We start from the raw sequence: 26,778 nt of genomic DNA on the forward strand, positions 1-26,778 counted from the left end.
TGCGGTAGCTGATGTCATGGCCTAGCCCTCCGTTCGGGCGCGCGGGTCGAGTGCGACGGTCAAGAAGTCGCAGATCAGCACGGCGACGAGCACCGTCACGGTGATCATGACGAACATCGCCTGCATCAACGGGTAGTCCTGATTGTTCACCGCCTGCAGCAGCATGTAGCCGACGCCGGGGTAGTTGAACGTGTACTCCACGAGGATGGCTCCGGAGACGACGAAGCCGAGCGACATCGCGAATCCGGCCAGGTTCGGCAGCACGGCGTTTCGTGCCGCATAGCCGTACATGATCTTCGTGTTCGACAGGCCCTTGGCCCTTGCCATCCTGATGTAGTCGTCCGCCAGGACCGTCACCACGTTGTTGCGCATGGTGAGGATCCAGCCGCCGATCGAGATGATCAGGATGGTGGCGGCCGGCAGGATCGCATGCGTGAGCACGCTGCCGATGAAGTCCATGTTCCATCCGGGCGCCAGCGTCACGTCATACGCTCCGTCGTTGGGCAACACGCTCAGAGTGACCGAGAACAGCAGCACCAGAAGCAGGCCGACCCAGAAGAACGGCAGCGCTCCGGTGATCACGAAGACCGGGGGCAGCAGGCTGTCCAGCGCGCTGCCGCGGCGCCAGCCGGCCACGAGACCGATCAGTGTGCCGAAGACGAATGCGAGGATCGTGGTCACGCCGACGAGGCCGAGCGTCCATGGCAGAGCCTGGAGGATCACCGTTCCGACCGACTGCGGAAAGAAGGTCAGCGAGGTGCCGAAGTGACCGGTGAGCGTGTTCCCCAGGTAGTCGAAGTACTGCTCGATGAGCGGCTTCTGGGTGTTGATTCCGAATGCAGCCTCGAGCGCCTTCAGAGCGCTCGGATTCACGCGACCTCGGAAGCGCGCCATCATCGCCTCGGCAGGGTTGCCCGGCATCAGCCGTGGGATGAAGAAATTCACCGTCAACGCGATCCACAACGTGATGACGAACAGACCGAGGCGCCGCAGGATGTATCTCACGCCGGCCTCCACGAATACGTCACTTCAGCACTCCTCTTCGAACGTCGAATCCAACGACCGGGCTCCGCGCCCGTACCGTGCGGCCAGGGCCGCCCCGGTACGGGCATCGGAGGCTCGGATCAGCTGGCCGCCTTCAGGTGGAGTAGGAGCTGCTCGTTGTCCGGGATGTTGAAAGGCGCCGGCAGCGCATACGGGTTCGACGCGCTCGGCCATCCGGTGAAGGACTTCGTGTTGTACTGGAACCAGTTCACCGATTCCGTCGTCGGGATGATCGGAACCTGGGTCAGCATCACCTTCTGCAGCTGGCTGACGATGGTGTGCTGCTCCGATTCGGATGCGCCGGAGTACTGGTTGATCAGCGCGTCGACCGCCGGGTCGGAGAACCGCATGTAGTTCGTCGAGGCATCCTGCCCGAGTGGCGCGGTGTTGCCGCTGTACAGCTCTTGCCGCAACTCGTAGTACGGCGATGGGCCGCCGGTCTCGGAGATGTACGCCAGATCGAAGTCGCCCTTGTAGAGGCGCGTGTTGTAGGTCTGGCCTGCAAGGTCTTGAACCGTCAGGTCGACGTTCACCTTGGCGAGTTCCTGCTTGATCTCCTGGAGCGAGGCATCCCAGTCGGTGTAGCCGCTCACCGTGAGCACGCTCAGCTTGAGAGGGTTGCTCGCCGAGTACCCGGCAGAGGCGAGAAGCTGCTTCGCCTTGTCCTGGTCGGGCGAGTAGTCGTACTGCTTGGCGAGATCGCTGTCGTACCACTCCTTGAACGTCGGCAGAACGATGCCGGACTGGTTCGCGGCGGGTTGGTAGCCGCCTTCACCGACCTTCGACACGTTGTCGCGGTCGATCGCGTACGCCAGAGCCTGCCGTACCTTGACGTTGCCTGTCACCGAGTGCTTGAGGTTGAACGCCAGGCTCACGTTGGTGGTCGGCGGGTACCAGTAGTGGTTGTGCGCCTTGTCCTTGTCGACGTAGTACTTGTCGATGCTGGGGATGAACTGGCCGCCCCACTGCGCCTTGCCGTCGGCCAGATCCTGGTTGGCGGGCGAGTTGTCGGTGTACGACGGGTAGTTCACCGTCTTCACCGCCGGCTTGCCGGACTGCCAGTAACTGGTGTTCGCGGTGTACTGGATGTTCTGCGGCGTGCAGCTCGCGACCTTGTACGGTCCGGTGCCGACGGGCTTGGAGTCGGAGTAGTTCACCGGGTTGCCGACCTTGCTCGTCGACCAGATGTGCTCGGGAACGATCGGTGTCTGGTCGGCGATGTAGTAGAGGTACGGCTGCGCGGCAGACGCGAACTGGAAGACCACCTGATCCGAACCTGACTTGGTGACCGACTGAAGGCCGGATGACCAGATCGCGTTCAGATCCAGGCCCTTGTTCTTCTTCAGCAGGTTGAAGGTGAAGGCGACGTCAGAGGCGCTGAACGGCTTGCCGTCGCTCCACTTGACGCCCTTGCGGATCGCCATCGTCAGGGTCTTGAAGTCGTCGGACCACGTCGCCTTGGTGGCGAGCATCGGCGTCTGCTCGCCGTTCTTGAGCGTGTTCATGTAGATCAGCGGCTCGTAGGCGAACCCGAACGACTCCTGGAAGACGGCGGGATTGAACGGGTTCAACGCGCACGTCCAGGTGGCTCCGCCGACATTGGCGATACGGAGCGACGCCGAGGATCCCGAGCTGTTGGAGCTGCTGCAGCCCGCGACCACCGCGGTGGCCGTGGCGAGTGTCACAAGGGTGACGCCGAGTCGACGCCACCTCGAAAAACGCGATGATTTCATTGCTAACCCTTTCCCAGGCTCGTTGTTCACGAGCGTTTGCCGTGGTGACTCCTATGAAGTTGGGACCCGTGATGGCCTCAAAGTGGGTGGATCCGATGGTGCTGTGATCTCGTGCGGTCTTCAGTGCAGTTGTGCTGGCGCCTCCCGATGTTCGCGGGCGTCCTCGAACACGTCGTCCCTGAGTCGCCTCAGGGCCTCGTCCAGGGCGCCCTGGCGGACCGAGTTGTCGTACCCGGTGCCGGCCACGACACGCGGCCGGTGCATGAGCAGCTCGTGCAGACGCACCTTGGTCCTGGCGGCCAGCTCGTCGCCGCCCGCCGTTCCGATATCGCCTGCCAGGATGATCAGCTCCGGATCGATGAGGGCTACCGGCGAGGCGAGCACGTCGGCGATCTGATCGGCGAACTCGGATAGGAAGCTGTCGTCGCCGGCACTGCGATCGGTGCTCGATGCCCGCTCGAGCACTGCGACGGCGTCGGACGCCGGGAGCCCGTGTTTTTCGGCCAGCTTCAGAACCCCTGCGGTCGAAAGGAGGTCGCCGGCGGTGACGCCGTCGGTGCCGATCGGCACGTAACCTACTTCGCCGGAGCTGCCCCGGAAGCCGCGCTGCAGCCGGCCGTCGGCGATCACCGCGATCGCGATGCCCTGCCCCATCCACAGCAGCAGCACGTCATTGCTTCCGACGGCATGGCCACGGATCGACTCGTCACGAAGGACCAGCTTGACGTCGTTCTCGACTGCGACCGGCACGCCGAGCAGTCGCGAGACGCGTCCTTGCACGTCGAAACCGTTCCATTCGGGAATGTGGTCGGCGTGACTCAGCTCGCCCGTCTCCGGATCGACAGAACCGCTGATGCCCATCACGACCTGGCGCACATCGGAGCGCCGGAGGCGGGCGCGCCGTGCAGCCGAGGTGAGCACCTTCTTGAGTGCGGGCATCGGGTCATCCCCCCTGCCGACCGCGAGCTTGGACTCGCCGAGCGGATGACCGTTCAGATCGGCGATCACGGCGTCGATTCCCGATTCGGTGACGTCGATCCCTGCGGCGAAGGCGGCGCGTTCGTTGATCGCCCACAGCTGGGCCTGTGGCCCGCGGACCCCTGGACGGTGGCCGGCTCGGCGGGCGAGTCCCGAGACCTCCAGTCGCCGCAAGAGTTCGGCGGCCGCCGGCCGCGACACGCTGATCGACGACTCGAGATCCTGGCGGGAGAGCGGCCCAGACTCGAGCAGCGCGAAGAGCGCCGCCCGGTCGTTCAGCTTGCGCAGCGCGCTGGGACTGCCCACTGTTTCTCCTCGTTCGTCGCCAAGTTTTAGAAGAAGCTAGCGCAGACTTCGTTCCACCTCTACGCTGATCCGAGAAATCGTCTAGAAACTTTCAAGTTTGTAACAAAGAGGACGCCGCGCCGTCGCACGCCGCGTTTCGCACCGGCCGCAAGGAAGGACATCCGTGACTCGAAACATCTCGCTCGGCGTGAGTTCGTACAGCTTTCATCAACGCCTGAGCAGTGGCGACATGGATCTGCTCGACGTGATCGAGTGGGTCGCCCAGAGCGGGGCCGAGCACCTCGAGCTGGCCGTGCTCTCGGACGACCCCGACTCGCCGATCCCGAACCTGGCGTCGGATCCGGCTTTTGTGGAGAGGGTGCGCGCGGCGGCCGAATCCGCAGGCGTCGTGTTGTCGAACCTCGCGGTGGGCAACGCGTTCTGGTCGACCGAACCGGTCGACGTGGCCGCAGCTGTCTCACGTGTCGAGGCCTACGTCGATCTTGCTTCCAGCCTGGGCATCTCCAAGATGCGCCACGACGTGGTCGGCCACGAGAACCATCCGGGAGACGACACACCGCTTTTCGAGGCGGCGTTTCCCGCCATCGTCGCCGGGTCCAAGCAGGTCGCGCGGTACGCGGCGACGAAAGGCGTGACGACGAGTCTCGAGAACCACGGATTCTTCGTGCAGTCGGCTGACCGCGTACGCCGGATCGTGCACGCCGTCGACGAGCCGAACTTCAAGACGACACTGGATGTCGGCAACTTCGTCTGCGTCGACGAAGACCCGGCGGCCGTGGTTGCCGAGAACCTGCCGTACGCGATGGTCGTGCACCTCAAAGACTTCTACGTTCGTGACATCGCGCCCGGCGATGGTTGGTTCCGTAGCCGAGGGGGCAAGTACCTCCGTGGCGCGATCGTCGGCAACGGCGATCTCGACCTGGTGTCGGTGGCGAGGTCGATCGTCGAATCCGGCTATGAAGGATACGCAGCCATCGAATTCGAGGGCATCGAGGACTGCCTGCTCGGCATCGAGCGGGGTCTGGCCAACGCCAGACGGCTGCTCGCCCTCGCCTGACCTTTACCTGACCAGCCTTGAACTGCCCTGACCTGCTGTTCCGCCCGAATCAAACCAGGAGGAGTCCGACGTGACACGCGTGAAAATCGGTGTGATCGGAACCGGATCGATCGCCCAGCTGCATCTGGATGCCTATGCCGCGAATCCGGAGGTCGAGTTGGTCGCCGTCAGCGACATGAACCTCGACCGTGCCCGTTCGGTGGCCGAGAAGTACGGCGCGCCGCGGGCATACGCCGACCCGAACGAGCTGCTCGCCGATGCGGACATCGACGGCGTGAGCATCTGCACCTGGAACGACAGCCACGCTCGGTGGGCGATCGCGGCGATCGAGGCGGGCAAGAACGTGCTGGTCGAGAAGCCGATGAGCCGCACCTACGCCGAGGCCGCGGAACTCGAGAAGGTGGTCGAGGCGAGTGACCGCATTCTGCAGGTGGGTTTCGTGCGGCGCCACTCTCCGAACGCCGAGGTGCTCAAGACCTTCATCGACAACGGTGAGCTCGGCGACATCTACTACGCGAGGGCCAGCGTCATCCGACGGGTCGGCAACCCCGGCGGGTGGTTCGCCGACAAGGCCATCTCGGGCGGCGGCCCGTTGATCGACGTCGGTGTGCACGTCGTCGACCTGTGCTGGTACCTGATGGGTTCGCCGAAGGCGGTCGCCGTCAGCGCCAACTCCTATCAGAGACTCGGCAACCGGGCGCAAGTCACCACGATGCCGCGCTACCAGGTCTCTGACTACGACCCGACGACGAACAGCGTCGAGGACATGGTCAACGCCCTGGTGCGATTCGAGAACGGCGCATCCATGCTGGTCGAGACCAGCTACTCGCTGCACGCCACGAAGGACTCGATCGGGGTGTCCGTCTTCGGCGACAAGGGCGGCGCCGATCTCGAACCGGAGCTCGAGATCGCGACCGAACGGTACGGGTCGGTGGTCAACGTCATTCCGCAGATCTCGTCACCGACCTTCGAGCTCGAACGCGCATTCTCCAATGAGATCGGCAACTTCGTCGGCGCGATCCAAGGGAAGGCGCAGACGATCGCGCCCGTGTCGCATGGTGCGGAGATCACGAGGATTCTCGAGAGCATCTACGCATCCGCTGAAGCCGGCCACGAGATCTCGCTTTGACGCTTGCCGCGGAGAGCACGATCGTCTCCTGGCGCAACTCGATCGTGCTCGTCTTCGGATTCTCCGGCTTCGCGCTCGCAAGTTGGCTCTCGCGGGTGCCGAGCGCGCGGGACGGGCTGAACGCGACCATCCTGCAGATGGGTGTTCTGGCGCTCGGCATCTCCGCCGGTTCGATCGGCGGGTTCTACGTGGCGAGTCGCGTCGCCCCTCGCTTCGAACCGCAGCGTGTCATCGTCATTGCTCTGTGCGGGTCGACGGTCGGCCTCGTGGTGGCGGGGCTCGGTGCCTCGACGTTCGGGAGCTATCCGCTCACCTTCGCAGGACTGCTGCTGCTCGGACTCTCCAACGGCACCTGCAATGTGACGATGAACCTCGAGGGCTCTGGGATCGAGCGTGCGCTCGGCAAACCGTTGATGCCCTGGTTTCACGCGGCATTCAGCATCGGCGCGGCGGTCGGAGCGGGAGCCGGAGCGCTTGCGGCGGGCCTCGGAATGCCGGTGGCACTGCATCTGGGAGCGGCGGCAGTCGTGATGGTCGTCGTCGGCGTCACTGCGACGCTGCGGCGTTGGCCCGCTGTCGGCTCGGAGCCGGCCGTCTCGGTGAGCGCAGAACCATCTGAAGAGCCGCTTCCGCCCGTCACGCGCCGCCGATCGGCCTGGTTCGAGAGGCGCACCCTCCTCATCGGCATCGTGGTGCTGGGCATGTCGTTCGCGAACGGTGCTGCCAATGACTGGGCGGCTCTCGCGACCGCGGACAGCCGTGGTGCGAGCGACGGCGTGGCAGCGCTCACCATCGATGTGTTCACACTCGCCGTCGTGGCCGCGCGGCTGAGCGGCGTCTCGGTGCTCGCTCGCTTCGGGCGAGTACGAACCGTGCAGGGCTCGGCGTTCGTCGCGGTCGTCGGCATGCTGTTGTTCATCTTCGGCGGGAGCGTCGCCACCGGTTTCATCGGCGCGGCCCTCTGGGGTCTCGGAGTGGCGCTCGCCTTCCCGATCGGAATGTCCGCGGCCGGCGACGACCACCGCTTCGCTGCGTCTCGCATCGCGGTGGTGGCGGCGATCGGCTACGCAGGATCGCTCGTCGGCCCTCCACTGATCGGGTTCGTCGCCGGTGGCGCCGGCCTGCTCTACGCCCTGCTCATCCCGCTCGCGCTGATCGTGGTCGCCGGTATCGCTGCGCCAGTGCTGCGCAGGCCCGCGCGCTGAGCGGCATCGAATCAGCGCGACCGTCGCCTCCGCATCCGGCATTCAGGACATACGAAGGGCCATCGACATATCCGGCACGGCCGCCGAAATGTCCTGAATCGTGGTCGTGAATCGTCCTGAATCGTGGTCGTGAGCGGCCCGCCGCGGTCGCGGCCACCCAGCAGCTATCGCGCGAGCAGCCGGTCGATCGCGGATGCCGTCGGCAGCGACCCGCGCGCACCCGCCGCGAGAGTGGCGATCGCGCCACCACCGACGGCCCGGCTCACGGCGTCGTCGAGGTCGCGCCCCTCGGCGAGGGATGCCGCCAGCACGCCGATGAACGCATCGCCCGCGCCCGTCGTGTCGACAGCGTTCACCCGCGGTGCCGGAACGGAGAACGACTCGGCGCCGCGACGCACGTCGGCACCGAGCGCCCCGCGGGTCACGACGACGACGGCTGAGCCAGATGCTGCCAGCTCGTCGATACCGCCGATCGCTGCAGCTTCGTGCTCGTTCGGCACCAGCACATCGACCGCGGCGAGCAGCTCGCCAGGCAGCGGCGTGGTCGGTGCCGGTGCCGGGTTGAGCACGACGGTCCAGCCGAGTTCCGCCGCCGCGACGGCCGCATGCGTCACGGTCGCCAGCGGAATCTCGAGGCACAGCACGATGACAGCGCCGGATTCACATGATGCGATCGATGCGAAGGCGCTGTCCACGTCAGCGGGCATGAGCTCGGCGTTGGCGCCCGCGACGACGGTGATGGCGTTCTCGCCGTCGTCGGCGACCTGGATGAGGGCGACGCCGGTGGCGGCATCCGCTCGTCCGACGTGCGTCGTATCGACGTCGACGGCGGCGAGCGCAGCCAGTGCGTCCGCCCCGTGCGAGTCGTCACCGACGCGACCGACCATGAGCGTTCGTGCTCCCGTGCTCGCCGCAGCACTCGCCTGATTCGCGCCCTTGCCACCCTGACCGGAGCTGAACGATGATCCGCTGATCGTCTCGCCCGGCTCGACGACACGCGGCGCCCTCACGACGAGGTCGACGTTGATCGATCCGACGACGACGACCGGCAGCGGATGCCCGAGCTTGCTCATGCCTCGACCCTATGGTCCGTTCTGCTCCGAGACGTTCTCCCTGCTCCGCCGCAGAATTCGCACAGCCGCGTGAGCGAGAGTTGATCCTCGTGGAGATCGTGGTCGACGTCGTGCTCGCGCTCGCGGCCGTCGTGGCGATCGTCATCGGCTGGCGTCGCGGCGCGCTCCTGACAGCGCTGTCGATGGTGGGACTGATCGTCGGCCTGTGGGTCGGACTGCTTCTCGCTCCCCTCATCGTCGAGTGGCTCACACCGTTGGGCCTCACGAACACGGTCGCGCGCGCTCTGCTCGCCGCGGTCGTCGTGCTCGCGTTCGGATCCGTGCTCTACGGAGTCGGCACCACGCTCGGATCGATGCTGCGCACCCGCATGCACCACGGGCCCGTCGGCCGGGTCGACTCGGCAGGGGGATCGGTGGTCGGCGTCGTGGCGTGGGCCGTCGTCGTGTGGCTCGTCGCCGGGTTCGTGCAGACCTCTTCGCTGTATCCGGCGTCGCAGCTGGCGTCGGAATCGCGCATCGTCGCGGCGCTCGATGCGATGTCGCCGGTGCCGGCATCGGCTGCCCTCGGCGCGCTCGACGACGCGCTCGCCGGTGCTGGCCTGCCGGAGGTCTTCAGCCACGGCGAGACGATCCCCGGAACCGAGGCGCCGGACTCCAGCATTCCCGCCGCGGTGACCGCCAGGTCGCAGAGCGTGGTCAAGGTGCTGTCGCTGGAGCCGAGCTGCTCGATGGAGTCGACGGGCAGCGGATGGGTGGATGCCGCGGGCACCGTCGTGACGAACGCCCACGTCGTCGCCGGCTCCTCCTCGGTCGACGTGCAGACGACTGATGGCCACACGTACGACGCCACGGTCGTCGCGTTCGACCCGCAGCGCGATGTGGCCGTGCTCAGCGTGCCCGACCTCGGCGCTCCGGCGCTGCCCACCGGCAGCCCGTTGACGGCTGGTGAGTCGGCGGTGGTCGCCGGGTATCCGGGAGGCGGGTCCCTCACGTTGGGCGGTGCGCGCGTGCGGGCGGAGTTGACGGCGCTCGGCACCGACATCTACCAGCGGGATGCCGTCGCCCGCGACGTCTACTCCCTGCGCGGAACGGTGCGGCCCGGCAACTCCGGCGGGCCGCTCTTCGACTCCAGAGGTCGCGTGGTCGGCGTCGTCTTCGCGCGATCGACGACGGATTCCGACACCGGCTATGCCCTCACGCTCGCCGAGATCGAGCCTGTCCTGAAGTCCGCGGGCTCGATGCCGGTGGCGACGGGCGCCTGCGCGGCCGGCTGAGGCGGATGTCTGAACACGACACGCATCCTCCTTCGCATCGGGCAGCGATCGACGCTTGCGAGCCGAGGGGCCGACGCGTAACCTGACCCGGATTGAATCGATTCGATTCGATGAATCCAACCACGACTTCCGCTCCGAAAGAGAGCGCTGATCAGAGGAGATCCATGCGCATCACCGTGTGGAACGAGAACTTCCACGAGACCACGCAGCCGCAGATCGCGGAGATCTATCCCCACGGCATCCACGGCGCGATCGCGGAGGGGTTGGCCGAGCGGTTGCCGGATGCGGGCATCCGTACAGCGACGCAGGACCAGCCAGAGCACGGTCTCGATCGCGAGACGCTCGAATCCACCGACGTGCTGTTGTGGTGGGGGCACATGGCCCACGACGACGTGTCCGACGAGGTCGTGGAGCGCGTGCAGGAGCGCGTGCTCGCCGGCATGGGGCTCATCGTGTTGCACTCGGCGCACTTCTCGAAGATCTTCCGCCGCCTGATGGGCACGACGTGCTCGCTGAAATGGCGCAACGAGGCGGAGCGCGAGCTGGTCTGGACGGTCAACCCGTCGCATCCGATCGCCGAGGGCATTCCGTCGCCGCTCATCATCGGGCAGCAGGAGATGTACGGGGAGTACTTCGACGTGCCGACGCCGGACGAACTGGTCTTCATCAGTTCGTTCTCGGGCGGCGAGGTGTTCCGCTCCGGTCTCACCTACCGACGCGGCAACGGCAAGATCTTCTACTTCAGCCCCGGCGACCAGGAGTACCCGGTCTACCACCACGACGACGTGCGGAACGTGCTGGCGAACGCGGTGCGCTGGGCCGCTCCCGCCGGTGCGGTGGCGCAGGCGCCGTCGGTCTCGAACCCCGCACGCGACTGGTTCAGCACCGACGCCGTAGCAGTGGGGAGCGCATCGTGAGCACACTGAAGGTCGGCGTAGTCGGCGCCGGATGGGCAGGACGACAGCACCTCGGCGGTTTCGCGGCACGCAACGACGTGGAGATCGTCGCCCTCGCCGGACTCGAAGTCGACCAGGTCGCGGCGCTCAAGGCCGAGTTCGGCATCCCCGCGACATTCCCGCGGTGGGAGCAGATGCTCGACGAGGTCGAGCTCGACGCCATCAGCATCGCCACTCCGACCGCGCTGCATGCGCCGGTCGCGATAGCGGCACTCGAGCGGGGCATCCACGTGCTCACCGAGAAGCCGATCGCGGCGAGCCTCGCGGATGCCCAGAGCATGGTGGACGCCGCCCGTGCGGCCGGTCGCGTGCTCCAGGTCGTGTTCAACCACCGGCTGCGCGGCGACATCGCCGAGCTCGCTCGCATCATCGCAGCGGGAGAGATCGGCGAGACGTATGTCGCGAAGGCCGGATGGCTGCGTCGCGCGGGCATCCCGGAGTCCGGCTGGTTCGCCAAGCGCGAGCTCTCAGGCGGCGGCCCACTGCTCGATCTCGGCGTGCACGTCATCGACTACGCCCTGCGTCTGCTCGGCGAGCCCGACGTGCTCACCGTGTCTGCTTCGACGTATGCGGAGCTCGGCACGAAGGTCGTCGAGGGCTTCGACGTCGAGGACATCGCGATCGCGTTCGTGCGGCTTGCGAACGGAACGACGCTGACCCTCGAGACCAGTTGGGACGCCTACCGCCCGAACAACAACGAGTTCTGGATGACCGTCTTCGGCACGGAGGGCGGTGCGGAGCTGCGAGTCATCGACTACACCGAGAGCGAGCTCAAGGTGTTCCGCACTCGCGATGGCGTCATCGACGACTACGTGGCCGTTCCCGGGCCGAACGGTGCGCACCCCGAGGTGATCGCCGAGTTCGTCGACGCCATTCAGGCCGGGCCCCTCGAGTGGCCGGCGCACGACGGCTCGCTCGGGCTGCGGCGTGCCGCCGTGATCGACGCGTGCTACCGCTCCGCCGAGTCCGGCCACGAGGTGACCGTCACCGCCGGCTGAGCCCCACCCACCCCGCTTCACCACACCCACCCGCTTCACCACACCAACCCCCCCCCGAAAACAGGCAGGGTCGCGCTCTCTGCCCCGGAACAGGCTAGATCTGCCTGTTCCGGGGCGTTTTGCCTCCGTTGGGATAAGCGAGGGTCTACCCCCATCTCGGGGCACTCGATGGAGCATTCGCTGAACACTGAGTGAACTCGGTGAACGGCAGGTTAACCGCCCCGATTCCGCTGGGAGCATGGCATCCGCGCGGGGCTTTCGGGTGGTTCCGCGCGACCTGACGTGTGAACTCTGAGGGCGGTACTGGGTGATGCGGCATGCCTTGGCTATCGGAGTGCTGGCGGCCTCGCTGGTGCTCCTCGTCGGCGGAGGCGTCGCGGTGCAGCTGACCCACTCTGCTGGCGGGGCCGACGGCGGACATGCGGATGCCTACACCGTCACCGCAGGCATCTCCGGCTGCGGTGACGGCTGGCAGGAAGGCACAGCCGGCGTGCAGACGTTCGACGTGAAGAACACGTCGATCGCCGGCATGGAGGTCTATCTGCAGTCGGCGTCGAGCAAGGATGTCTACCTCGACCTCGAATCTCTCGGCGCCGGCAGCACGACTCGCGCGCAGGCCACCATCGCGGCCGGAAAGTACCGCTTCGTCTGCCTGCCCGCCGACGAGAATCCGATCGCCGGTCCCGTCGTGACGGTCACAGGGGCGGAGCGCGTGGCCGACGCGACGCCGGGGATCGCGCCGGTGACGCAGAACGACCTCATTCCCGCGTCGAAGGCGTACGGCGAGTGGATCGAGGGCAGGTTTCCGGTTCTCGCCGCCGGCGTGGCCGCGCTGAACGGCGACGTGGCATCCGGTGATCTCGCCAAGGCGAAGACCGACTGGCTCGGAGCGCACCTCGTGTACGAATCGCTCGGCGCAGCCTATGGAGCGTTCGGCGATGCCGACGCCGCGATCAACGGCATGCCGGCCTCGAGCACGACGGCGCTGAGCGATCCCGACCTCACCGGCTTCCACAAGATCGAGGCGCTCCTGTGGTCGGGTGCGCCCGCCGCGAAGATCGCGCCGTTCACGTCGAGGCTCGTCATCGACGTGGGGGACCTGCGCACGAATTTCCCGAACGCGCGCATCGACCCGCTCGACATCGGGCTGCGTGCCCACGAGATTCTGGAGAACGCCCTGCAATTCGAACTCACCGGCAAGACGGATGCCGGCAGCCATACCAACCTCGCCACCCTCGACGCGAACCTGGCCGGCACGGTGCAGGCGCTCGAGCCGATCAGCGGCATCCTGAAGACCCGCTACCCCGACCTTGCGAAGACGGATGCCGCCATCGCCGCCTCACGCACCCTCGTCGAGTCGTACCGGCACACCGACGGCAGCTGGGTTCCGCTGCAGTCGCTCACGACCGCGCAGCGCGAGTCCCTCGACGCGCAGATCGATCAGACGATCGAACTGCTCGCACCGATCGCCGCCATCTGCGACGTGAGGAGGGCGGCATGAGCGATCCCCAGCGGCCTGAGTCCGAGCTGCCCGAGTCCGAGCTGAGCGATCCCCAGCTCCCTGAGCGAGCGCGGCGAGTCGAATGGCCCGTTTTCGCCAACGGCGTCGGCCGCCGCGGGTTCCTGCACGGGCTCGTCGGCGCCGGCATCGCAGCTCCGCTGGCCGCCGTCGCCGCTGCACCGGCGATGGCGGCCGCAGCCACCGAGACGCCGTCGCCCGACAGCCTCGCCCACCCTGCGGCGACGGGCACGGCCACGGCATCAGGGTACGGGTTCCATGGGGCGCACCAGGCAGGCATCCTCACCCCTGCGCAGCGCAGCGCGGCGTTCGTCGCGTTCGACCTCACTGCAGCAGGCAGAGCCGAGCTCACCGACCTGATGAAGACGCTGACGGATCGGGTGCGATTCCTCACGGCCGGCGGAACGCCTCAGACGACCGGCATCACCGCGCCGCCGTCGGACTCCGGTGTGCTCGGCCCGACCGTGCCGGCCGACGGGCTCACCGTGACCGTCTCGCTCGGTGCGTCGGTCTTTGACGACCGCTACGGGCTCGCGTCGAACAAGCCGTATCGACTGCTCACCATGCAGGACTTTCCGAACGACGACCTCGACCGCGCGACCTGCGACGGCGACGTGCTGCTGCAGGTGTGCGCCCACAACGCCGATACCGTCGCGCACGCTTTGCGCGACATCGCGCGGGCGACGCGCGGCGCCATGCAGATCCGCTGGCGCAAGGACGGGTTCGTCTCGCCGCCTCGGCCGTCGGGTACCCCGCGCAACCTGATGGGTTTCAAGGATGGAACGTCGTCGCCCGCGTTGGCTGCGGCATCCGCTCCGAATGAACTGGTGTGGACGCACGCGGGTGATAAGGAGCCGGGGTGGGTGGAGGGCGGTTCGTACCACGTGGTGCGCGTCATCCGCATGCTCGTCGAGTTCTGGGATCGTGTCTCCCTGCACGAGCAGGAGAACATGATCGGTCGCAGGCGTGACTCGGGGGCCCCGCTCACCGGCACGCACGAAACCGACGACCCGCACTACGAGACCGACCCGACGGGCGATGTGATCCAGATGGATGCCCACATCCGCCTCGCCAACAACCGTTCGAAGCCGCAGGCCAAGGAGCAGATGCTGCGGCGTCCGTACAACTACGACTCGGGCGTCGACGTGAACGGCAACATCGACACCGGCCTGATCTTCGCCTGCTTCAACCAGGACCTCGAGCGCCAGTTCGTCACGGTGCAGAAGCGTCTCATCGACGAGCCGCTCGTCGACGACATCTCACCCACCGGCGGCGGCTACTTCTTCGCGCTGCCCGGTGTGCGTAACAAGACCGACTGGTTCGCCAGCGGACTGCTGACCTGATTCGCAGGCGGTGGGCAGCACCTGTTCTCCCGATGAAAGGATCACGAATGCCCAAGGTGTTCGGGCGGCGCGCCTTACGCGTCGCAGCCATCCCGGTCGCGCTCGCCGCGATCGCGACGACCCTCGCCCTCGCGGCGCCGGCGTCGGCCAATCAGCCGGATCATTCCGGAACCACCCAGACGCCGATCAAGCACCTCGTCGTGCTGTTCGACGAGAACATCTCGTTCGACCACTACTTCGGCACCTACCCGAACGCGGCGAACACCGACGGCACGAGGTTCACCGCGGCAAAGGGAACGCCCAAGGCGAACACGGTGCAGAACGCCGGCCTGATCACGACGAACCCCAACGCGTACACCCCGCAGCGGCTCACGTCCGCCCAGGCCGTCACATGCGACCAGAACCACAACTACGGTCCTGAGCAGAAGGCCTTGAACAACGGCGCGATGGACAAGTTCGTGGAGAACACGAGCAAGGACACCTGCACCGGCATGTACGGCAGTCCCGGCCTGGCGATGGATTACTACGACGGCAACACCGTCACGGCCGAGTGGAACTACGCGCAGAACTACGCCATGAGCGACAACGCGTGGGACACCGTGTTCGGTCCGTCCACCCCCGGCGCGCTGAACCTCGTCTCGGGTCAGACGCACGGAGTGACATCCATCGATCCGACGACCGGCAAGCAGACCGCGACTCCGGATGCCTACACGGTCGCTTCGCCCGACGCGAAGGGCGTCGGCACGGTGATCAACGATCCCGATCCGGCCTACGACGACTGTGCAGACAACAACCACACGTCGACCAACGCGCTCGGCTCGATGTCGGGCACGAACATCGGCGACCTGCTGAACGCGAAGAACGTGACGTGGGGCTGGTTCCAGGGCGGCTTCACGCCGACCACCGCCTGGGACGGCAAGTCCGGTGACTACGCCGCCTGCGGCGCGACCTCCACGAACGTGGCCGGCGCGGCATCCGTCGACTACTCGGCGCACCACAACCCGTTCGAGTACTACAAGTCGACGTCCAACCCGCACCACCTTGCCCCGTCGAGCAGCAAGATGATCGGCCACACCGACCAGGCGAACCACCAGTACGACCTCACTTCGTTCGACACCGCGCTCAAGCAGAACAATCTGCCGGCCGTGTCGTTCCTGAAGGCGGCCGAGGCGCAGGATGGCCACGCCGGATACTCCGACCCGCTGGATGAGCAGAAGTTCCTCACCAACGAGATCAACGCCATCGAGCAGTCCCCGGAGTGGTCGAGCACCGCGATCGTCATCAACTACGACGACTCAGACGGCTGGTACGACCACGTCGCGCCGACGATCCTGAACGGATCGAAGGATGCCGCGAACGACTCCGCCATCTGCAGCACGGCCACCGCGTCGGCGGCCGGCGGCTACGCGGACCGTTGCGGGCCGAGCCAGCGCCTGCCCTTCCTGGTGATCTCACCGTTCTCGAAGCAGAACTACATCGATCACACCGCGATCGAGCAGACGTCGATCACGAAGTTCATCGAGGACAACTGGAAGACCGGACGCATCGGCGACTCGTCGTTCGACGCCAGGGCAGGATCGATCACCGGCATGTTCGACTTCTCGCACCCGCAGCAGCGGGCGGTCCTGCTGGGTAGCAACGGAGCGGTCGCGAAGGTCATCCCGGTTCATGTCGGCGGCAACAGCGGCAATCCGGGTCACGGTGGGAACCCGGGACAAGGCGGCAACCCCGGCAGTGGCGGTCACTCTTCGCCCGGCCAGTCCATCTCGGATGCCGTCAAATGGCTGCTCGATCAGCTGAAGCAGGTGCTCCACCACCTCTTCTGATCCGCACGTCGCTGGTCGAGTAGCGCCGCCGCGCGCTACTCGACCAGCGCGGGTTGCACCGGCGCCGCGACGGGCGCCACGGCATCCTCCTCGTCCCAGTCCTTCACATGCACGATCTCGCGAGAACGGAAGTGGCCGACGAACTGCAGCACGAGCCCCAGCACCGACCAGCCGATCAGTACGAGCACCGGGAACCCGATCGCGGCATCCGGAAAGTACGACAGGTCGCGCAGCAATGTCGTCGCGGCGCCCGGCACGAACCACTGGCCGACCGCACCCCACGGCTCGACCAGGAACTGCATCGGCTGCGCAGGCGATGCCAGCGGATTGCCGATGAGCATCGTGATCACCGATCCGACGCCGATACCCGCACCGCCGAGCAGTGCGCTCGTTCCCACGATGAGGGATGCCGTGCCGAAGAGCGAGAGCGCCATGGCTCCGACGTTCGCGAGGTACGACCCCTGAAGCACCCCGAGCCAGGGCTGCATCACGCTCACGATCACGACGCCGGCCGCGGCCGCGTAGACCACGGATGCCGCCAGCCGCCGCCACACGCCCGTGACCAGCAGCGAGATGACGATGCCGCCGATCATGCCGCCGAGGGTCAGCGGGAAGGCCGCCGCGGTCATCCCCGCTCCTCGCGAATCAGTGCTTGCGAACGGCACGACGTCGGTGAGCTTCACGGTGACCGTCGGCACGGATGCCTGAGCCTGCAGCACCTGCTCGGCGCTCGCCCCCTGCGCTGCCGCGGCCTGCCCAGCGCCCTGGGCTGCTGCGGCGAGCTGCGCGCTCACCTGTGCCTGCAGCTCGCCCTGCACCTGGGTCATCATCTGCGTGACGACCGGGCTCGCGGCGGATGCCGTGAGCACCTCAGGCGTCGTGCCGAGCACGATGCCGCCGTCGTAGCTGCGGTCGTGGATGCCGTTCACGATCGCGCTGCGACCGGACACCTTCGTGAGGTCGAAGACCCCGTCGGCCTTCTGGTCCAGGGCCTTCTGCAGCGCGCTCACCTGGGCGCCCGGCCCGGCGATCGCGACCGGCAGATTCTGTGCCGTCGCGGTGGTGGTCGGCCAGAGGAAGGCGAGTACGACGACCCCGATCGCGACGGCGGCGGCCACTCCGATGAGCAGCGCGCGACCCCACGTGGTGTGGGCGATGCGTTCCGACATGATCTTCTCCTGTTGTCAAAAACGAATGTTCGTTCTTTATAATGAGACCAACGCGCGAGCATGTCAACGCGAGGTTTCCGCCCGCGAGACTGCACGCCCGGCGCGAGACTGTGGGGAATACCCGCAGTCTCGCCGCGGGCATGCAGTCTCACGAGGTGCGGGCGGGGCGCGCGAGCGCCGCGAGTGAAGGAGGAATGGATGCCCAAGGTCAGTGACGAGCATCGCGAGCAGCGTCGTCAGCAGATCCTGGACGCTGCGATGCGCAGCTTCGCGAGCAAGGGATTCGACGACACCGTGATGAGCGACATCTTCGCGGAGGCCGGGCTTTCCGCCGGAGCCGTCTACGGGCATTTCGAGGGCAAGCAGGAGATCCTGACGGCTGTGGCGGAGGCCGTGCTCGACGGAGGGCGTCTCCCTGCGGCGCCGGCGCGGCAGGCGGATGGCACGCCAACGCATCCGATCGACTTCGCGGATGGCTTCGCGACGAGGCTCATGGATCACGTCGGCGGGGCGGCGCTTCCGCTCCAGATATGGGGCAGGGCAGCAGCGGATCCTGCGCTGCACGCGGTGTTCGATGCGGTGTTCCCGCGGATCGTCGACGCCTTCAGCGAGCAGATCGCGATCTGGCTGCACGAGACCAGGGGGCTGTCGGCAGCGCAGGCGGGGGTGCGCGCGCGGTTGCTGGCATCCGTGCTCGCCGGGCTGCTCCAGGGCGCCATCGTGCAGCTCGTGTTCGTCCCGGACTTCGACCGAACGGCCTATCTCGCCGAATCCCGGCCGATCTTCGACACAATCCACGAGTGACACTGTGGCCAGTCGGCGCGAACATCTTCGCCGGACTGGACCCGGAGCGCGCTCCGTCGGCAATCATGGAGACATGAAGACCTTCACTCTCCCGAACACCACGATCGACGGAAGCAACGTCATCCTGGGCCTGATGCGCATCCTCGAGCTCAGCGACGAGCAGATCCGCACGCTGGTGAGCACGGCGCGCGACGCCGGCATCAACTTCTTCGACCATGCCGACGTCTACGGTGGCGACCACGGATGCGAGCGGCGCTTCGGCGACGCCGTGCAGTTCACCGGCGCCGAGCGCGAGAGCGTGTACCTGCAGTCGAAGGTGGGCATCCGGAACGGCTACTGGGATTTCTCGAAGGAGCACATCCTCGAGTCCGTCGACGAGTCCCTGAAGGCGCTGCGCACCGATTACCTCGATGTGCTGCTGCTGCACCGTCCCGACACGCTCATGGAGCCGGACGAGATCGCGGATGCCTTCAGCACGCTCCACGACGCCGGCAAGGTACGGAACTTCGGCGTCTCGAACCAGACGCCGGGGCAGGTCGAGCTGCTGAAGCGCTCCGTGCAGCAGCCGCTCGTCGTGAACCAGGTGCAGCTCAGCATCACGCACGCGAACCTCTTCGCGCAGGGCATCGCCGCGAACATGAACGGGCTGGACCAGTCGATCGATCGCGACAACGGCATCCTGGACTACTCGCGCCTGAATGACATCACGCTGCAGGCGTGGTCGCCGTTCCAGAAGGGGTTCTTCGACGGCGTGTTCCTCGGCGACCGCGAGCACTACGCGGAGCTGAACGACGCGATCGACGAGATCGCCGCCGCCTACGGTGTGACGCCCACCGCGATCGCGGTCGCCTGGATCACCCGCCACCCGGCGAACCTGCAGGTCGTGCTCGGAACGACGAACCCGCAGCGCGTGACGGATGCCGCGGCCGGCTCCGACCTGCCCCTCACCCGCCCCGAGTGGTACCGCCTCTTCACCGCGGCGGGTCACACCCTCCCGTAGCGCCTATCGCTGGCGGCCTTACCGCTGGTCGAGTAGCGCCCGCGCAGCGGACGCGTATCGAGACCCGCACCACGGCATACAAACGCTTGCGGGTCTCGATACGCGAGCGGCTTCGCCGCGCGCTACTCGACGACCGCGGGCTAAGATGGTTCAGTGGTCGAACTATCTGATGGAACGCCGACAGCGCCTCCCGGCGCCGATGCCCGCGCCGCCGTGCACTCGCTCACGCGCATCTCGCGCATTCTCGAGAGGTCGATTCCCGAGTTGAGTCTCGCCGACTTCCGGGTGCTCTCCGCCGTGGCGGAGGGGGAGGCGCGAGCATCCCGGCTCGCCCAGCGTCTCGCGCTCGGCAAGCCGGCGATCAGCTCGACCGTCGACTCGCTCGTGCGGCGGGGCCTCCTGCGTCGTGAGGCGCACGACACCGACCAGCGTGCCGTCGACCTCGTGCTCACGGCCGCCGGAGACGCAGCACGCACGGCGGCCGAGAACGAACTCGCCGTCGTGGTGACGGCACTCGCCGCCGGAACCGATGACCCGCATGCCGTGCTCGCCGCCCTCGCGGCGCTCGGAGACGAGATCGAGCGCCGGCAGGCATCCTTCGCCGCCGCGCGGCAGACTTTCGATGCTGTGACCGACAGCACGGTGGCGGCGACCGAGGCGGCCCGGTGAGCCGCACGACAGCGACCACGGCGCCGGAAGCCACCTCGGACGCCCCTTCGGCCCGGCAACAGGGCTGGCTTCGCCGGCTCGGCCACTACCTGTGGCGGCACCGCAAGAACGTGATCATCTCGGTTGTCGCCGCCATCATCGGCTCAGCGTGCCAAGTGGCCACGCCGCTGATCGCCCGCCAGATCGTCGACGGTGTGATCGTCGACAAGACCGCGTCGCTTCTGCCGTGGCTCAGCCTGCTGATCGTGTTGGCGTTGATCGCGTTCGGATTCTCGTACCTGCGGCGCTACCGAGGCGGCCGCGTCGCGCTCGACGTGCAGAACGATCTGCGCAACGACATGCACGACAAGCTCCAGCGCCTCGACTCCGCGGCACTCGACACGATGCCCGTCGGGCAGCTCGTCGCCCGTGCCAACTCCGACTCCGCGCTCGTGCAGGGTCTGCTCAACTTCCTGCCGCTCGTCACCGGCAACGTGCTGATGATGGTGCTCTCGCTCGTCGTCATGTTCGTGTTGTCGCCGCTGCTGGCGCTCGTCAGCCTCGCCGTCGTGCCCGCGCTTCTCGTCGTCAGTTATCGGATGCGACGCCGCGTCTTCCCCGCCACCTGGGACGGCCAGCAGAAGGAGGGTGAGCTCGCCGAGATCGTCGACGAGGATGTCGGCGGCGTGCGCGTTGTGAAGGCGTTCGGCCAGGAGCGACGTGAGCTGGAGCGACTGACCGGCACCGCGACCACGCTGTACGGATCGCAGATGCGCGCCGTGCGCATCCAGTCGAAGTTCCAGCCGCTGCTGGAGGCGATTCCCGCGCTCGGGCAGGTCGGCATCCTCGCCCTCGGCGGCTGGCTGGCGATGAACGGCAACATCACGCTCGGCACGTTCCTCGCGTTCTCCACCTACATCGCGCAGCTGATGGCTCCGGCCAGGCAGCTGGCAGGCATCCTGACGATCGGGCAGCAGGCCCGCGCGGGCCTCGAGCGCATCTTCCAGCTTCTCGACCTGAAGCCAACGATCGCGGATGCCCCCGACGCCGTCGACCTGCCTGCACGCCCTGGCGCGATCGAGTTCCACGGCGTGACGTTCGGCTACCAGCCGCACACGACGGTGCTCGACGACTTCTCCCTCACCGTGAATCCGGGCGAACGCGTTGCACTGGTCGGCTCGAGCGGCAGCGGCAAATCCACCGTCGGCCGCCTGCTCGTGCGCTATTACGATCCGGACTCCGGACGCGTGACGATCGGCGGTCAGGACGTTCGCGACGTGCGCCTCGGATCCCTCCGGCAGACCGTAGGCATGGCCTTCGAAGACGCCTTCCTGTTCTCCGAGTCGGTGCACGACAACATCGCCTATGGCGCACCGGATGCCACAGACGACCAGATCGAGGCGGCCGCCCGTGTCGCGCAAGCGCACGGCTTCATCATGGACTTGCCGCGCGGCTACGACACCGTCGTCGGAGAGCGCGGGCTGAGTCTCTCCGGCGGCCAGCGGCAGCGCATCGCCCTCGCCCGCGCGATTCTGCGCGACCCTGCCGTCCTCGTTCTCGACGACGCGACGAGCGCGATCGACGCCCGCACCGAGCAGACCATCCACGACGCGCTGCGGTCCGTGATGGAGGGTCGCACCGTGCTGCTGGTCGCGCACCGGCACTCCACCCTGCATCTCGCCGATCGCATCGTGGTGCTCGATCACGGCCGCATCGTCGATCAGGGGACCCACGACGAACTCATCGACCGCAGCGACACCTATCGCGCCCTCTTCGGTGCAACGGATGCCGCCCGCCGCGGCGACATCGACGCACTGGCCCCCGCTGCGGAGTCCCCTCTCGCCGGTCGAGTAGCGAGCACCCCCGCTGGTCGAGTAGCGAGCACCCGCGCTGGTCGAGTAGCGAGCGTCGAAGACGCACGCGTATCGAGACCGTCCCCCTCCGCGGTCCCCGAGCCGGGTCTCGATACGCGTCCGCTGCGCGGGCGCTACTCGATCGGCGGCAGCAGCAGCGGCAAGTCTCACATCGCCGGCGCCCCCGGCATCGGCATGGGGCTCGGCGGCGGAGGCGGTGGCATGCGCGGCATGAGCGCCGGCCTCGCGCCGACTCCCGACCTGCTCGAGCGCGTCGCGGCGCTCCCGCCGGTGCGCGATGTGCCGACAGTCGACCTCGACGAGGAGTCCCGGCACGATTCCGACTTCTCGCTGGTCAAGGTGCTGCGCGAGTTCAAGCGTCCGCTGACGCTCGCCCTGGTGTTCGTGGTGATCGACGCACTGGCGGGACTCCTCGGACCCGCCGTGGTGAAGACCGGCATCGACCAGGGCGTGACGACGGGAGCGGGGGCGGTGCTGTTCGGGGCATCCGCCATCTATCTGCTCATCACTGTCGCCGATCTGTTCAACGGCATGGCCGAGGCGTTCGTCACCGGACGTGTGGCGCAGCGCATCATGCTGTCCCTGCGCATCCGCATCTTCGCTCAGCTGCAGCGACTCTCGCTCGACTACTACGAGCGCGAGATGGCGGGCCGCATCATGACCCGCATGACAACGGATGTCGATCAGTTCGAGTCGCTGCTGCAGAACGGACTGCTCGGCGCGCTTGTCGCGTTCGTCACGTTCGTCGGCGTCGGCGTCGCGCTCGTGATCGTGGATGCCCCGCTCGGCCTCGCAGTACTCACCATCGTGATCCCGCTCGCGCTGGCCACCGTGTGGTTCCGTCGTCGCTCATCGCGGCTGTACGACCTCTCGCGTGAGCGCATCGCGATCGTGAACGCGGCGTTCCAGGAGAGCCTCTCCGGCGTGCGCGAGTCGCAGGCGTTCACGCACGAGGAGGCGACGATGCGTCGCTTCCACGGGCACGGCAGCGCGTACCTGCGCTCCAGGGTCGCCGCTCAGCGGCTGGTCGCCTTGTACTTCCCGTTTGTGCAGTTCCTCTCCGCCATCGCAGACGTCATCGTGCTCGGCCTCGGTGCGGCGCTGATCGTGCAGGGACAGCTCACCGCCGGCGCCTTGATCGCCTTCCTGCTCTACATCGACATGTTCTTCTCTCCGATCCAGCAGCTCTCGCAGGTCTTCGATGCCTGGCAGCAGACGAGGGTCTCCGTCTCGCGTGTCTCGGGCCTGATGAAGCTCGAGACGCTCACACCGCAGCCCGAACATCCGGTCGCCGTCGGCGATCTGCGCGGAGACGTCGCGATCGACGATGTGCACTTCGCGTATCCGAGCGCTCCCGTCACGACAGAACTCCGCGGACCGAAGGATGCCCGCGACCCCCGTTCGCGCGACGCGTTGGCCACGAAGCCGCCGGAGGCGCTCTCGGGAGTCGAGCTGAGCATCCGTCCGGGCGAGACCATCGCGCTGGTGGGGGAGACCGGTGCAGGCAAGTCCACCGTGATGAAGCTGATCGCGCGGTTCTACGACCCCGATCGCGGCGCCGTGCTGGCAGACGGCACCGACCTGCGCTCGCTCGATCTCGGCGGCTTCCGGCGCGAGCTCGGCTACGTGCCGCAGGAGTCCTTCCTGTTCACCGGCACGATCGCCGACAACATCGCGTACGGCCGGCCGGATGCCCCCGACGCCGTCATCGAGGCCGCCGCCCGCTCCGTCGGCGCCCACGACATGATCGAGGCTCTGCCGTTCGGCTACGACACCGAGATCGCCGAGCGTGGCAAGTCACTCTCGTCGGGCCAGCGGCAGCTGATCGCACTGGCCAGGGCGGAGCTCGTCGATCCGGCGATTCTTCTGCTCGACGAGGCGACAAGCAACCTCGATCTCGCCACCGAGGCACGCGTGACGGATGCCATGCACCGCCTCGCCCGCGACCGCACCACCATTCTCATCGCCCACCGGTTGCAGACGGCGATGGGAGCCCACCGCATCGTGATGCTCGACCACGGCCAGGTCATCGAGGTCGGCTCGCACGATGAGCTGCTCGAACTCGGCGGCGCCTACGCGGCGATGTGGCGGGCTTTCGAGATGGCGGCGGCGTAGTCACCGACCGATCGTCTGCTCAGGTCTTGGCATCCTGCCGCGGTATGAAGATCTGCTTGATGATCAGCAGGATCGACGCGGTGACGGGAATCGCGACGAGTGCGCCGAGCAGACCCAGAAGGGTTCCGCCGACCAGCGCGCCGATGATCACGAGGGATCCGGGCACCGAGATGGCTCGGTTCATCACACGCGGCGTGAGCACGTATGCCTCGATCTGCATATAGATCAGGTAGATGATCGCGAAGACGAGTGCGCTGAGGGGGCTGCTGAACAACGCGATGATGGTTCCGATGAACCAGAACAGCACGGAGCCCACCAGGGGGATGAGCGTGATGCAGAACGCCACCACGGCCATCAGCAAGGGGAACGGCAAACCGAGGAAGAGGTAGAGGAAGAACGCCACCAGCGAGTTGAAGAAGGCGAGCACGACCATGCCGCCGAGGTAGCCGCCGATACCGGATGAGATCTGCTCGATCATCGATGAGACCGTTCGACGGCTGCGTGCGGGCGCCAGACGCGTGAACGCGGTCTTGATAGCCGGCAGCGACGCGAGGAAGTAGAGGCTGAGCACGAGCACGATGATGATGCCGGAAATGGTCGTGCCGACCGTGATTCCCACCTTGACCACGCCGCCCCCGATGGCCGCGATGTTCGCCGGATTCGAGAGGAACTTCTGGACTTGATCGGTGATGGATGTCACCTGGTCGCCGAAGTTCGCGTGCAGCCAGTCGTAGAAGTCCGAGTTCTCGAAGTGCGTGATCGTCGTAGGAATGCTCTGCACGAATTGCGAGATCTGGCTCACCATGGTCGGCACGACCAACCAGAGCACTCCGACCAGGATGATGGCGAACACCGTGTAGACGATGACGATGCCCCAGGCGCGCTTCACACTGTGGCGTTCGAGCGTTTTCACCACGGGGTCGAGTCCAAGGGCCGCAAAGAGCGCGAACACGATGTAGATGATGATCGTCGACAGGTTCGAGAAGGCAACGCCGACAACGAAGGCGGCGAGCCCTCCGAGTGTCATCAGGAATCCGAGCGCGAACGGGCTGTTGAGGTTCGCCCAGAATGTGCGCGACGGAACCGGCTCGTGGGCGCGAAGCGCGGCAGCGTCGGCCTCGGAGAGCTGTGCCGCGCTGTCCGCGTGCGCGGCATCCGCAGCCGCATCGACAGCCGGCGTACCCGTCGTGGTGGCGTCTTCGATGGGCGAGGGCGCCGAGGATTCGGGTTCGGAACCCGTCGTGCCGGAGGCATCCGTCATGGCTCACACACTAGATGAGCGCGTGCGCCCGCCGCATGATCGGCGCGGCACGAGTGGGCGAAACGGTCAACGCTCGGGGCACGGCCGCCGCCGTCGAGTCAACCCAGCCGCTCGAGCTCCTCGGTCGTGAGCTCGATGTCCACAGCTGTCACGGAATCGAGGATGCTCTCCGGCCGAGATGCGCCGGGGATCGGGATGACGTGCGGCCCCTTCGCGAGCTCCCACGCGAGCGCGATCACCTGCGGGCTCACGGCACGAGCATCCGCGACCTCTTGGAACGCCTCGAATCCCCGACCGCTCCCGGAGCGGCCGATACCGCCGAGCGGGCTCCACGGCAGGAACGCGACACCGATCTCTGCGCAGAGCTCGAGCTCGGGTTCGCTCGACCGAAAGCGCGGCGAGTACTGGTTCTGCACGGAGACCAGGCGACCCCCGAGCACGTGCTGGGCGATGCGGATCTGTTCCGGAGTCGCATTGGAGACACCGGCCATCTCGATCACACCGTCGTCGAGCAGGTCGCGCAGCGCCGTGACCGACTCCTCGTAGGGAACGGCAGGGTCCGGCCGGTGGAATTGATACAGGCCGATCTTCTCCACGCCGAGCCGCCGGCGCGAGTCTTCGGCCGCACCGCGGATGTAGTCGGGGTTGCCGTTGACGATCCACGTTCCGTCACCGGGCCGGATGTGGCCGCCCTTCGTGGCGACCAGCACGTCGGAGGTGTCACCGTCGTACTCGCGCAAGGCTCTGGCGATGAGTGCTTCGTTGTGTCCGACCTCGTCGGCGTGCACGTGGTAGGCGTTCGCCGTATCGATCAGTGTCACTCCGGCATCGAGCGCGGCGTGGATGGCGGAGATCGACCGCTTCTCGTCTGGGCGTCCTTCGATCGACATCGGCATGCCGCCGAGTCCGATCGCGCTGACCTTCCTCGTTCCGATCGTGCGCTGCTGCATCAGTGCTTCCCTTCCGTGTGCTTCACGCCTGCGGCCTGCTTGGTGGCAGTTCCGGCACGCCCCTCGACGGAAAGTCGCAGCTTCTCGGTGAGGGACTGGAGCTGCTCGAGTTCTTCCGCGCTGAGCGCGCTGCCGACGTGGTCGATGATCGACCGTCCGTGCTGCACGGCGCATCGCCGGTAGAGCGCGTAGCCAGACTCGGTGAGACGCACGAGCGAGCCGCGCGCATCATCCGGTTCAGGGCATTTGGCGACGAGCCCTCGGTCTACGAGCCGGTCGACGAGCCTGCTCACGCTCGGCTGTGTCAGCAGAACCTGCGTGCGAAGATCACGCATGCGGATGCTGTGATCCGGCTGCTTCGAGATGGTGAAGAGCACGTCGTACTCGGTGAGGCTGAGGTCGGCGTCGCGGGGGAACTCGGCGCTGAGGGCTCGCATGACTGTCACTTGGGTGCGGAACAGCGACTCCCAGGCGCTGATCGCGGACTTCTTGGCCACAGTCGCTCCCTTCGATGCG

At 66.9% G+C, this 26,778-nt stretch carries 21 protein-coding genes; 13 read left to right on the top strand and 8 right to left on the bottom strand.

What is annotated here, in order from left to right:
- Positions 1–21 precede the first annotated feature (21 nt).
- The 3 genes from MJ603_RS16445 to MJ603_RS16455 form a co-directional block, all read right to left on the bottom strand.
- Positions 22–1,005, bottom strand: a complete 984-nt coding sequence (locus tag MJ603_RS16445) for an ABC transporter permease (protein WP_243064838.1) — start codon at positions 1,003–1,005, stop codon at positions 22–24.
- A 119-nt stretch (positions 1,006–1,124) separates the two neighbouring features.
- Positions 1,125–2,777 carry an ABC transporter substrate-binding protein gene (locus MJ603_RS16450; protein WP_243064839.1) on the bottom strand — a complete coding sequence of 551 codons (1,653 nt, stop codon included), beginning with the start codon at positions 2,775–2,777 and terminating at the stop codon, positions 1,125–1,127.
- Positions 2,778–2,897: 120 nt separating this feature from the next.
- Entirely contained in the window at positions 2,898–4,061 is a 1,164-nt protein-coding gene (locus tag MJ603_RS16455; RefSeq protein ID WP_243064840.1) for an ROK family transcriptional regulator, read from the bottom strand.
- 163 nt (positions 4,062–4,224) lie between these two features.
- On the opposite strand from MJ603_RS16455, the gene MJ603_RS16460 reads away from it, so the two are divergent.
- From MJ603_RS16460 to MJ603_RS16470, 3 genes are all read left to right on the top strand, one after another.
- The gene (locus MJ603_RS16460; protein WP_243064841.1) at positions 4,225–5,118 is read left to right on the top strand and encodes a sugar phosphate isomerase/epimerase; all 894 of its coding nucleotides are present in this window, start codon (positions 4,225–4,227) and stop codon (positions 5,116–5,118) included.
- Between the two features lie 70 nt (positions 5,119–5,188).
- Complete coding sequence (locus tag MJ603_RS16465; protein ID WP_243064842.1) at positions 5,189–6,247, top strand: Gfo/Idh/MocA family protein; 1,059 nt, start codon at positions 5,189–5,191, stop codon at positions 6,245–6,247.
- Positions 6,244–7,452 carry an MFS transporter gene (locus tag MJ603_RS16470; protein ID WP_243064843.1) on the top strand — a complete coding sequence of 403 codons (1,209 nt, stop codon included), beginning with the start codon at positions 6,244–6,246 and terminating at the stop codon, positions 7,450–7,452. Before MJ603_RS16465 ends, MJ603_RS16470 begins: the two co-directional genes overlap by 4 nt.
- 164 nt (positions 7,453–7,616) lie before the next feature.
- On the opposite strand, the gene MJ603_RS16475 is transcribed toward MJ603_RS16470, so the two are convergent.
- Positions 7,617–8,525: a ribokinase gene (locus tag MJ603_RS16475; protein ID WP_243064844.1), complete on the bottom strand. Its 909-nt coding sequence runs from the start codon at positions 8,523–8,525 to the stop codon at positions 7,617–7,619.
- A gap of 89 nt (positions 8,526–8,614) precedes the next feature.
- Between MJ603_RS16475 and MJ603_RS16480 the strand changes: the two genes are divergently transcribed.
- The 6 genes from MJ603_RS16480 to MJ603_RS16505 all read left to right on the top strand — a co-directional run bounded on the left by MJ603_RS16480 (position 8,615) and on the right by MJ603_RS16505 (position 16,441).
- Positions 8,615–9,799: a MarP family serine protease gene (locus MJ603_RS16480; protein ID WP_243064845.1), complete on the top strand. Its 1,185-nt coding sequence runs from the start codon at positions 8,615–8,617 to the stop codon at positions 9,797–9,799.
- A 164-nt stretch (positions 9,800–9,963) separates the two neighbouring features.
- Positions 9,964–10,716 (top strand): ThuA domain-containing protein, encoded by a 753-nt coding sequence (locus MJ603_RS16485; protein ID WP_243064846.1) that lies wholly within the window; start codon positions 9,964–9,966, stop codon positions 10,714–10,716.
- Entirely contained in the window at positions 10,713–11,753 is a 1,041-nt protein-coding gene (locus MJ603_RS16490; protein ID WP_243064847.1) for a Gfo/Idh/MocA family protein, read from the top strand. Before MJ603_RS16485 ends, MJ603_RS16490 begins: the two co-directional genes overlap by 4 nt.
- A 322-nt stretch (positions 11,754–12,075) precedes the next feature.
- Positions 12,076–13,254 (top strand): EfeM/EfeO family lipoprotein, encoded by a 1,179-nt coding sequence (locus MJ603_RS16495; RefSeq protein WP_243064848.1) that lies wholly within the window; start codon positions 12,076–12,078, stop codon positions 13,252–13,254.
- The gene (gene efeB / locus MJ603_RS16500) at positions 13,251–14,615 is read left to right on the top strand and encodes an iron uptake transporter deferrochelatase/peroxidase subunit (RefSeq protein ID WP_243064849.1); all 1,365 of its coding nucleotides are present in this window, start codon (positions 13,251–13,253) and stop codon (positions 14,613–14,615) included. The genes MJ603_RS16495 and efeB overlap by 4 nt, the downstream gene beginning before the upstream one ends.
- 47 nt (positions 14,616–14,662) lie before the next feature.
- Positions 14,663–16,441, top strand: a complete 1,779-nt coding sequence (locus MJ603_RS16505; protein WP_243064850.1) for a phospholipase C — start codon at positions 14,663–14,665, stop codon at positions 16,439–16,441.
- 35 nt (positions 16,442–16,476) lie between these two features.
- Here MJ603_RS16505 and MJ603_RS16510 read toward each other — a convergent pair whose 3' ends face one another.
- A complete protein-coding gene (locus MJ603_RS16510; protein WP_243064851.1) occupies positions 16,477–17,610 on the bottom strand; it encodes an ABC transporter permease in 1,134 nt (377 codons plus the stop codon).
- 198 nt (positions 17,611–17,808) lie between these two features.
- Here MJ603_RS16510 and MJ603_RS16515 point away from each other — a divergent pair, with 198 nt between their 5' ends.
- From MJ603_RS16515 to MJ603_RS16530, 4 genes are all read left to right on the top strand, one after another.
- On the top strand, positions 17,809–18,414 hold the full coding sequence (locus MJ603_RS16515; RefSeq protein ID WP_243064852.1) for a TetR/AcrR family transcriptional regulator: 606 nt from the start codon (positions 17,809–17,811) through the stop codon (positions 18,412–18,414).
- Positions 18,415–18,487: 73 nt separating this feature from the next.
- Entirely contained in the window at positions 18,488–19,414 is a 927-nt protein-coding gene (locus MJ603_RS16520) for an aldo/keto reductase family oxidoreductase (RefSeq protein ID WP_243064853.1), read from the top strand.
- Positions 19,415–19,567: 153 nt separating this feature from the next.
- Entirely contained in the window at positions 19,568–20,083 is a 516-nt protein-coding gene (locus MJ603_RS16525) for a MarR family winged helix-turn-helix transcriptional regulator (protein WP_243064854.1), read from the top strand.
- Complete coding sequence (locus MJ603_RS16530) at positions 20,080–24,051, top strand: ABC transporter ATP-binding protein (protein WP_243064855.1); 3,972 nt, start codon at positions 20,080–20,082, stop codon at positions 24,049–24,051. The genes MJ603_RS16525 and MJ603_RS16530 overlap by 4 nt, the downstream gene beginning before the upstream one ends.
- 19 nt (positions 24,052–24,070) lie before the next feature.
- Here the strand turns inward: MJ603_RS16530 and MJ603_RS16535 are convergent, their stop codons facing one another.
- The 3 genes from MJ603_RS16535 to MJ603_RS16545 form a co-directional block, all read right to left on the bottom strand.
- Complete coding sequence (locus MJ603_RS16535) at positions 24,071–25,312, bottom strand: AI-2E family transporter (RefSeq protein WP_243064856.1); 1,242 nt, start codon at positions 25,310–25,312, stop codon at positions 24,071–24,073.
- Between the two features lie 98 nt (positions 25,313–25,410).
- On the bottom strand, positions 25,411–26,262 hold the full coding sequence (locus MJ603_RS16540) for an aldo/keto reductase (protein ID WP_243064857.1): 852 nt from the start codon (positions 26,260–26,262) through the stop codon (positions 25,411–25,413).
- The gene (locus tag MJ603_RS16545) at positions 26,262–26,759 is read right to left on the bottom strand and encodes a MarR family winged helix-turn-helix transcriptional regulator (RefSeq protein WP_243064858.1); all 498 of its coding nucleotides are present in this window, start codon (positions 26,757–26,759) and stop codon (positions 26,262–26,264) included. Before MJ603_RS16545 ends, MJ603_RS16540 begins: the two co-directional genes overlap by 1 nt.
- Between the last annotated feature and the right edge of the window lie 19 nt (positions 26,760–26,778).

It is taken from the genome of Humibacter sp. RRB41, assembly GCF_022761015.1.
Classification (GTDB): Bacteria; Actinomycetota; Actinomycetes; order Actinomycetales; family Microbacteriaceae; genus Humibacter.

Coding starts and splice junctions, on each gene's coding strand:
- MJ603_RS16450 (WP_243064839.1), bottom strand. CDS start 2,777: ATGAAATCATCGCGTTTTTCGAGGTGGCGTCGACTCGGCGTCACCCTT.
- MJ603_RS16475 (WP_243064844.1), bottom strand. CDS start 8,525: ATGAGCAAGCTCGGGCATCCGCTGCCGGTCGTCGTCGTCGGATCGATC.
- MJ603_RS16485 (WP_243064846.1), top strand. CDS start 9,964: ATGCGCATCACCGTGTGGAACGAGAACTTCCACGAGACCACGCAGCCG.
- efeB (WP_243064849.1), top strand. CDS start 13,251: ATGAGCGATCCCCAGCGGCCTGAGTCCGAGCTGCCCGAGTCCGAGCTG.
- MJ603_RS16505 (WP_243064850.1), top strand. CDS start 14,663: ATGCCCAAGGTGTTCGGGCGGCGCGCCTTACGCGTCGCAGCCATCCCG.
- MJ603_RS16510 (WP_243064851.1), bottom strand. CDS start 17,610: ATGTCGGAACGCATCGCCCACACCACGTGGGGTCGCGCGCTGCTCATC.
- MJ603_RS16515 (WP_243064852.1), top strand. CDS start 17,809: ATGCCCAAGGTCAGTGACGAGCATCGCGAGCAGCGTCGTCAGCAGATC.
- MJ603_RS16520 (WP_243064853.1), top strand. CDS start 18,488: ATGAAGACCTTCACTCTCCCGAACACCACGATCGACGGAAGCAACGTC.
- MJ603_RS16535 (WP_243064856.1), bottom strand. CDS start 25,312: ATGACGGATGCCTCCGGCACGACGGGTTCCGAACCCGAATCCTCGGCG.
- MJ603_RS16540 (WP_243064857.1), bottom strand. CDS start 26,262: ATGCAGCAGCGCACGATCGGAACGAGGAAGGTCAGCGCGATCGGACTC.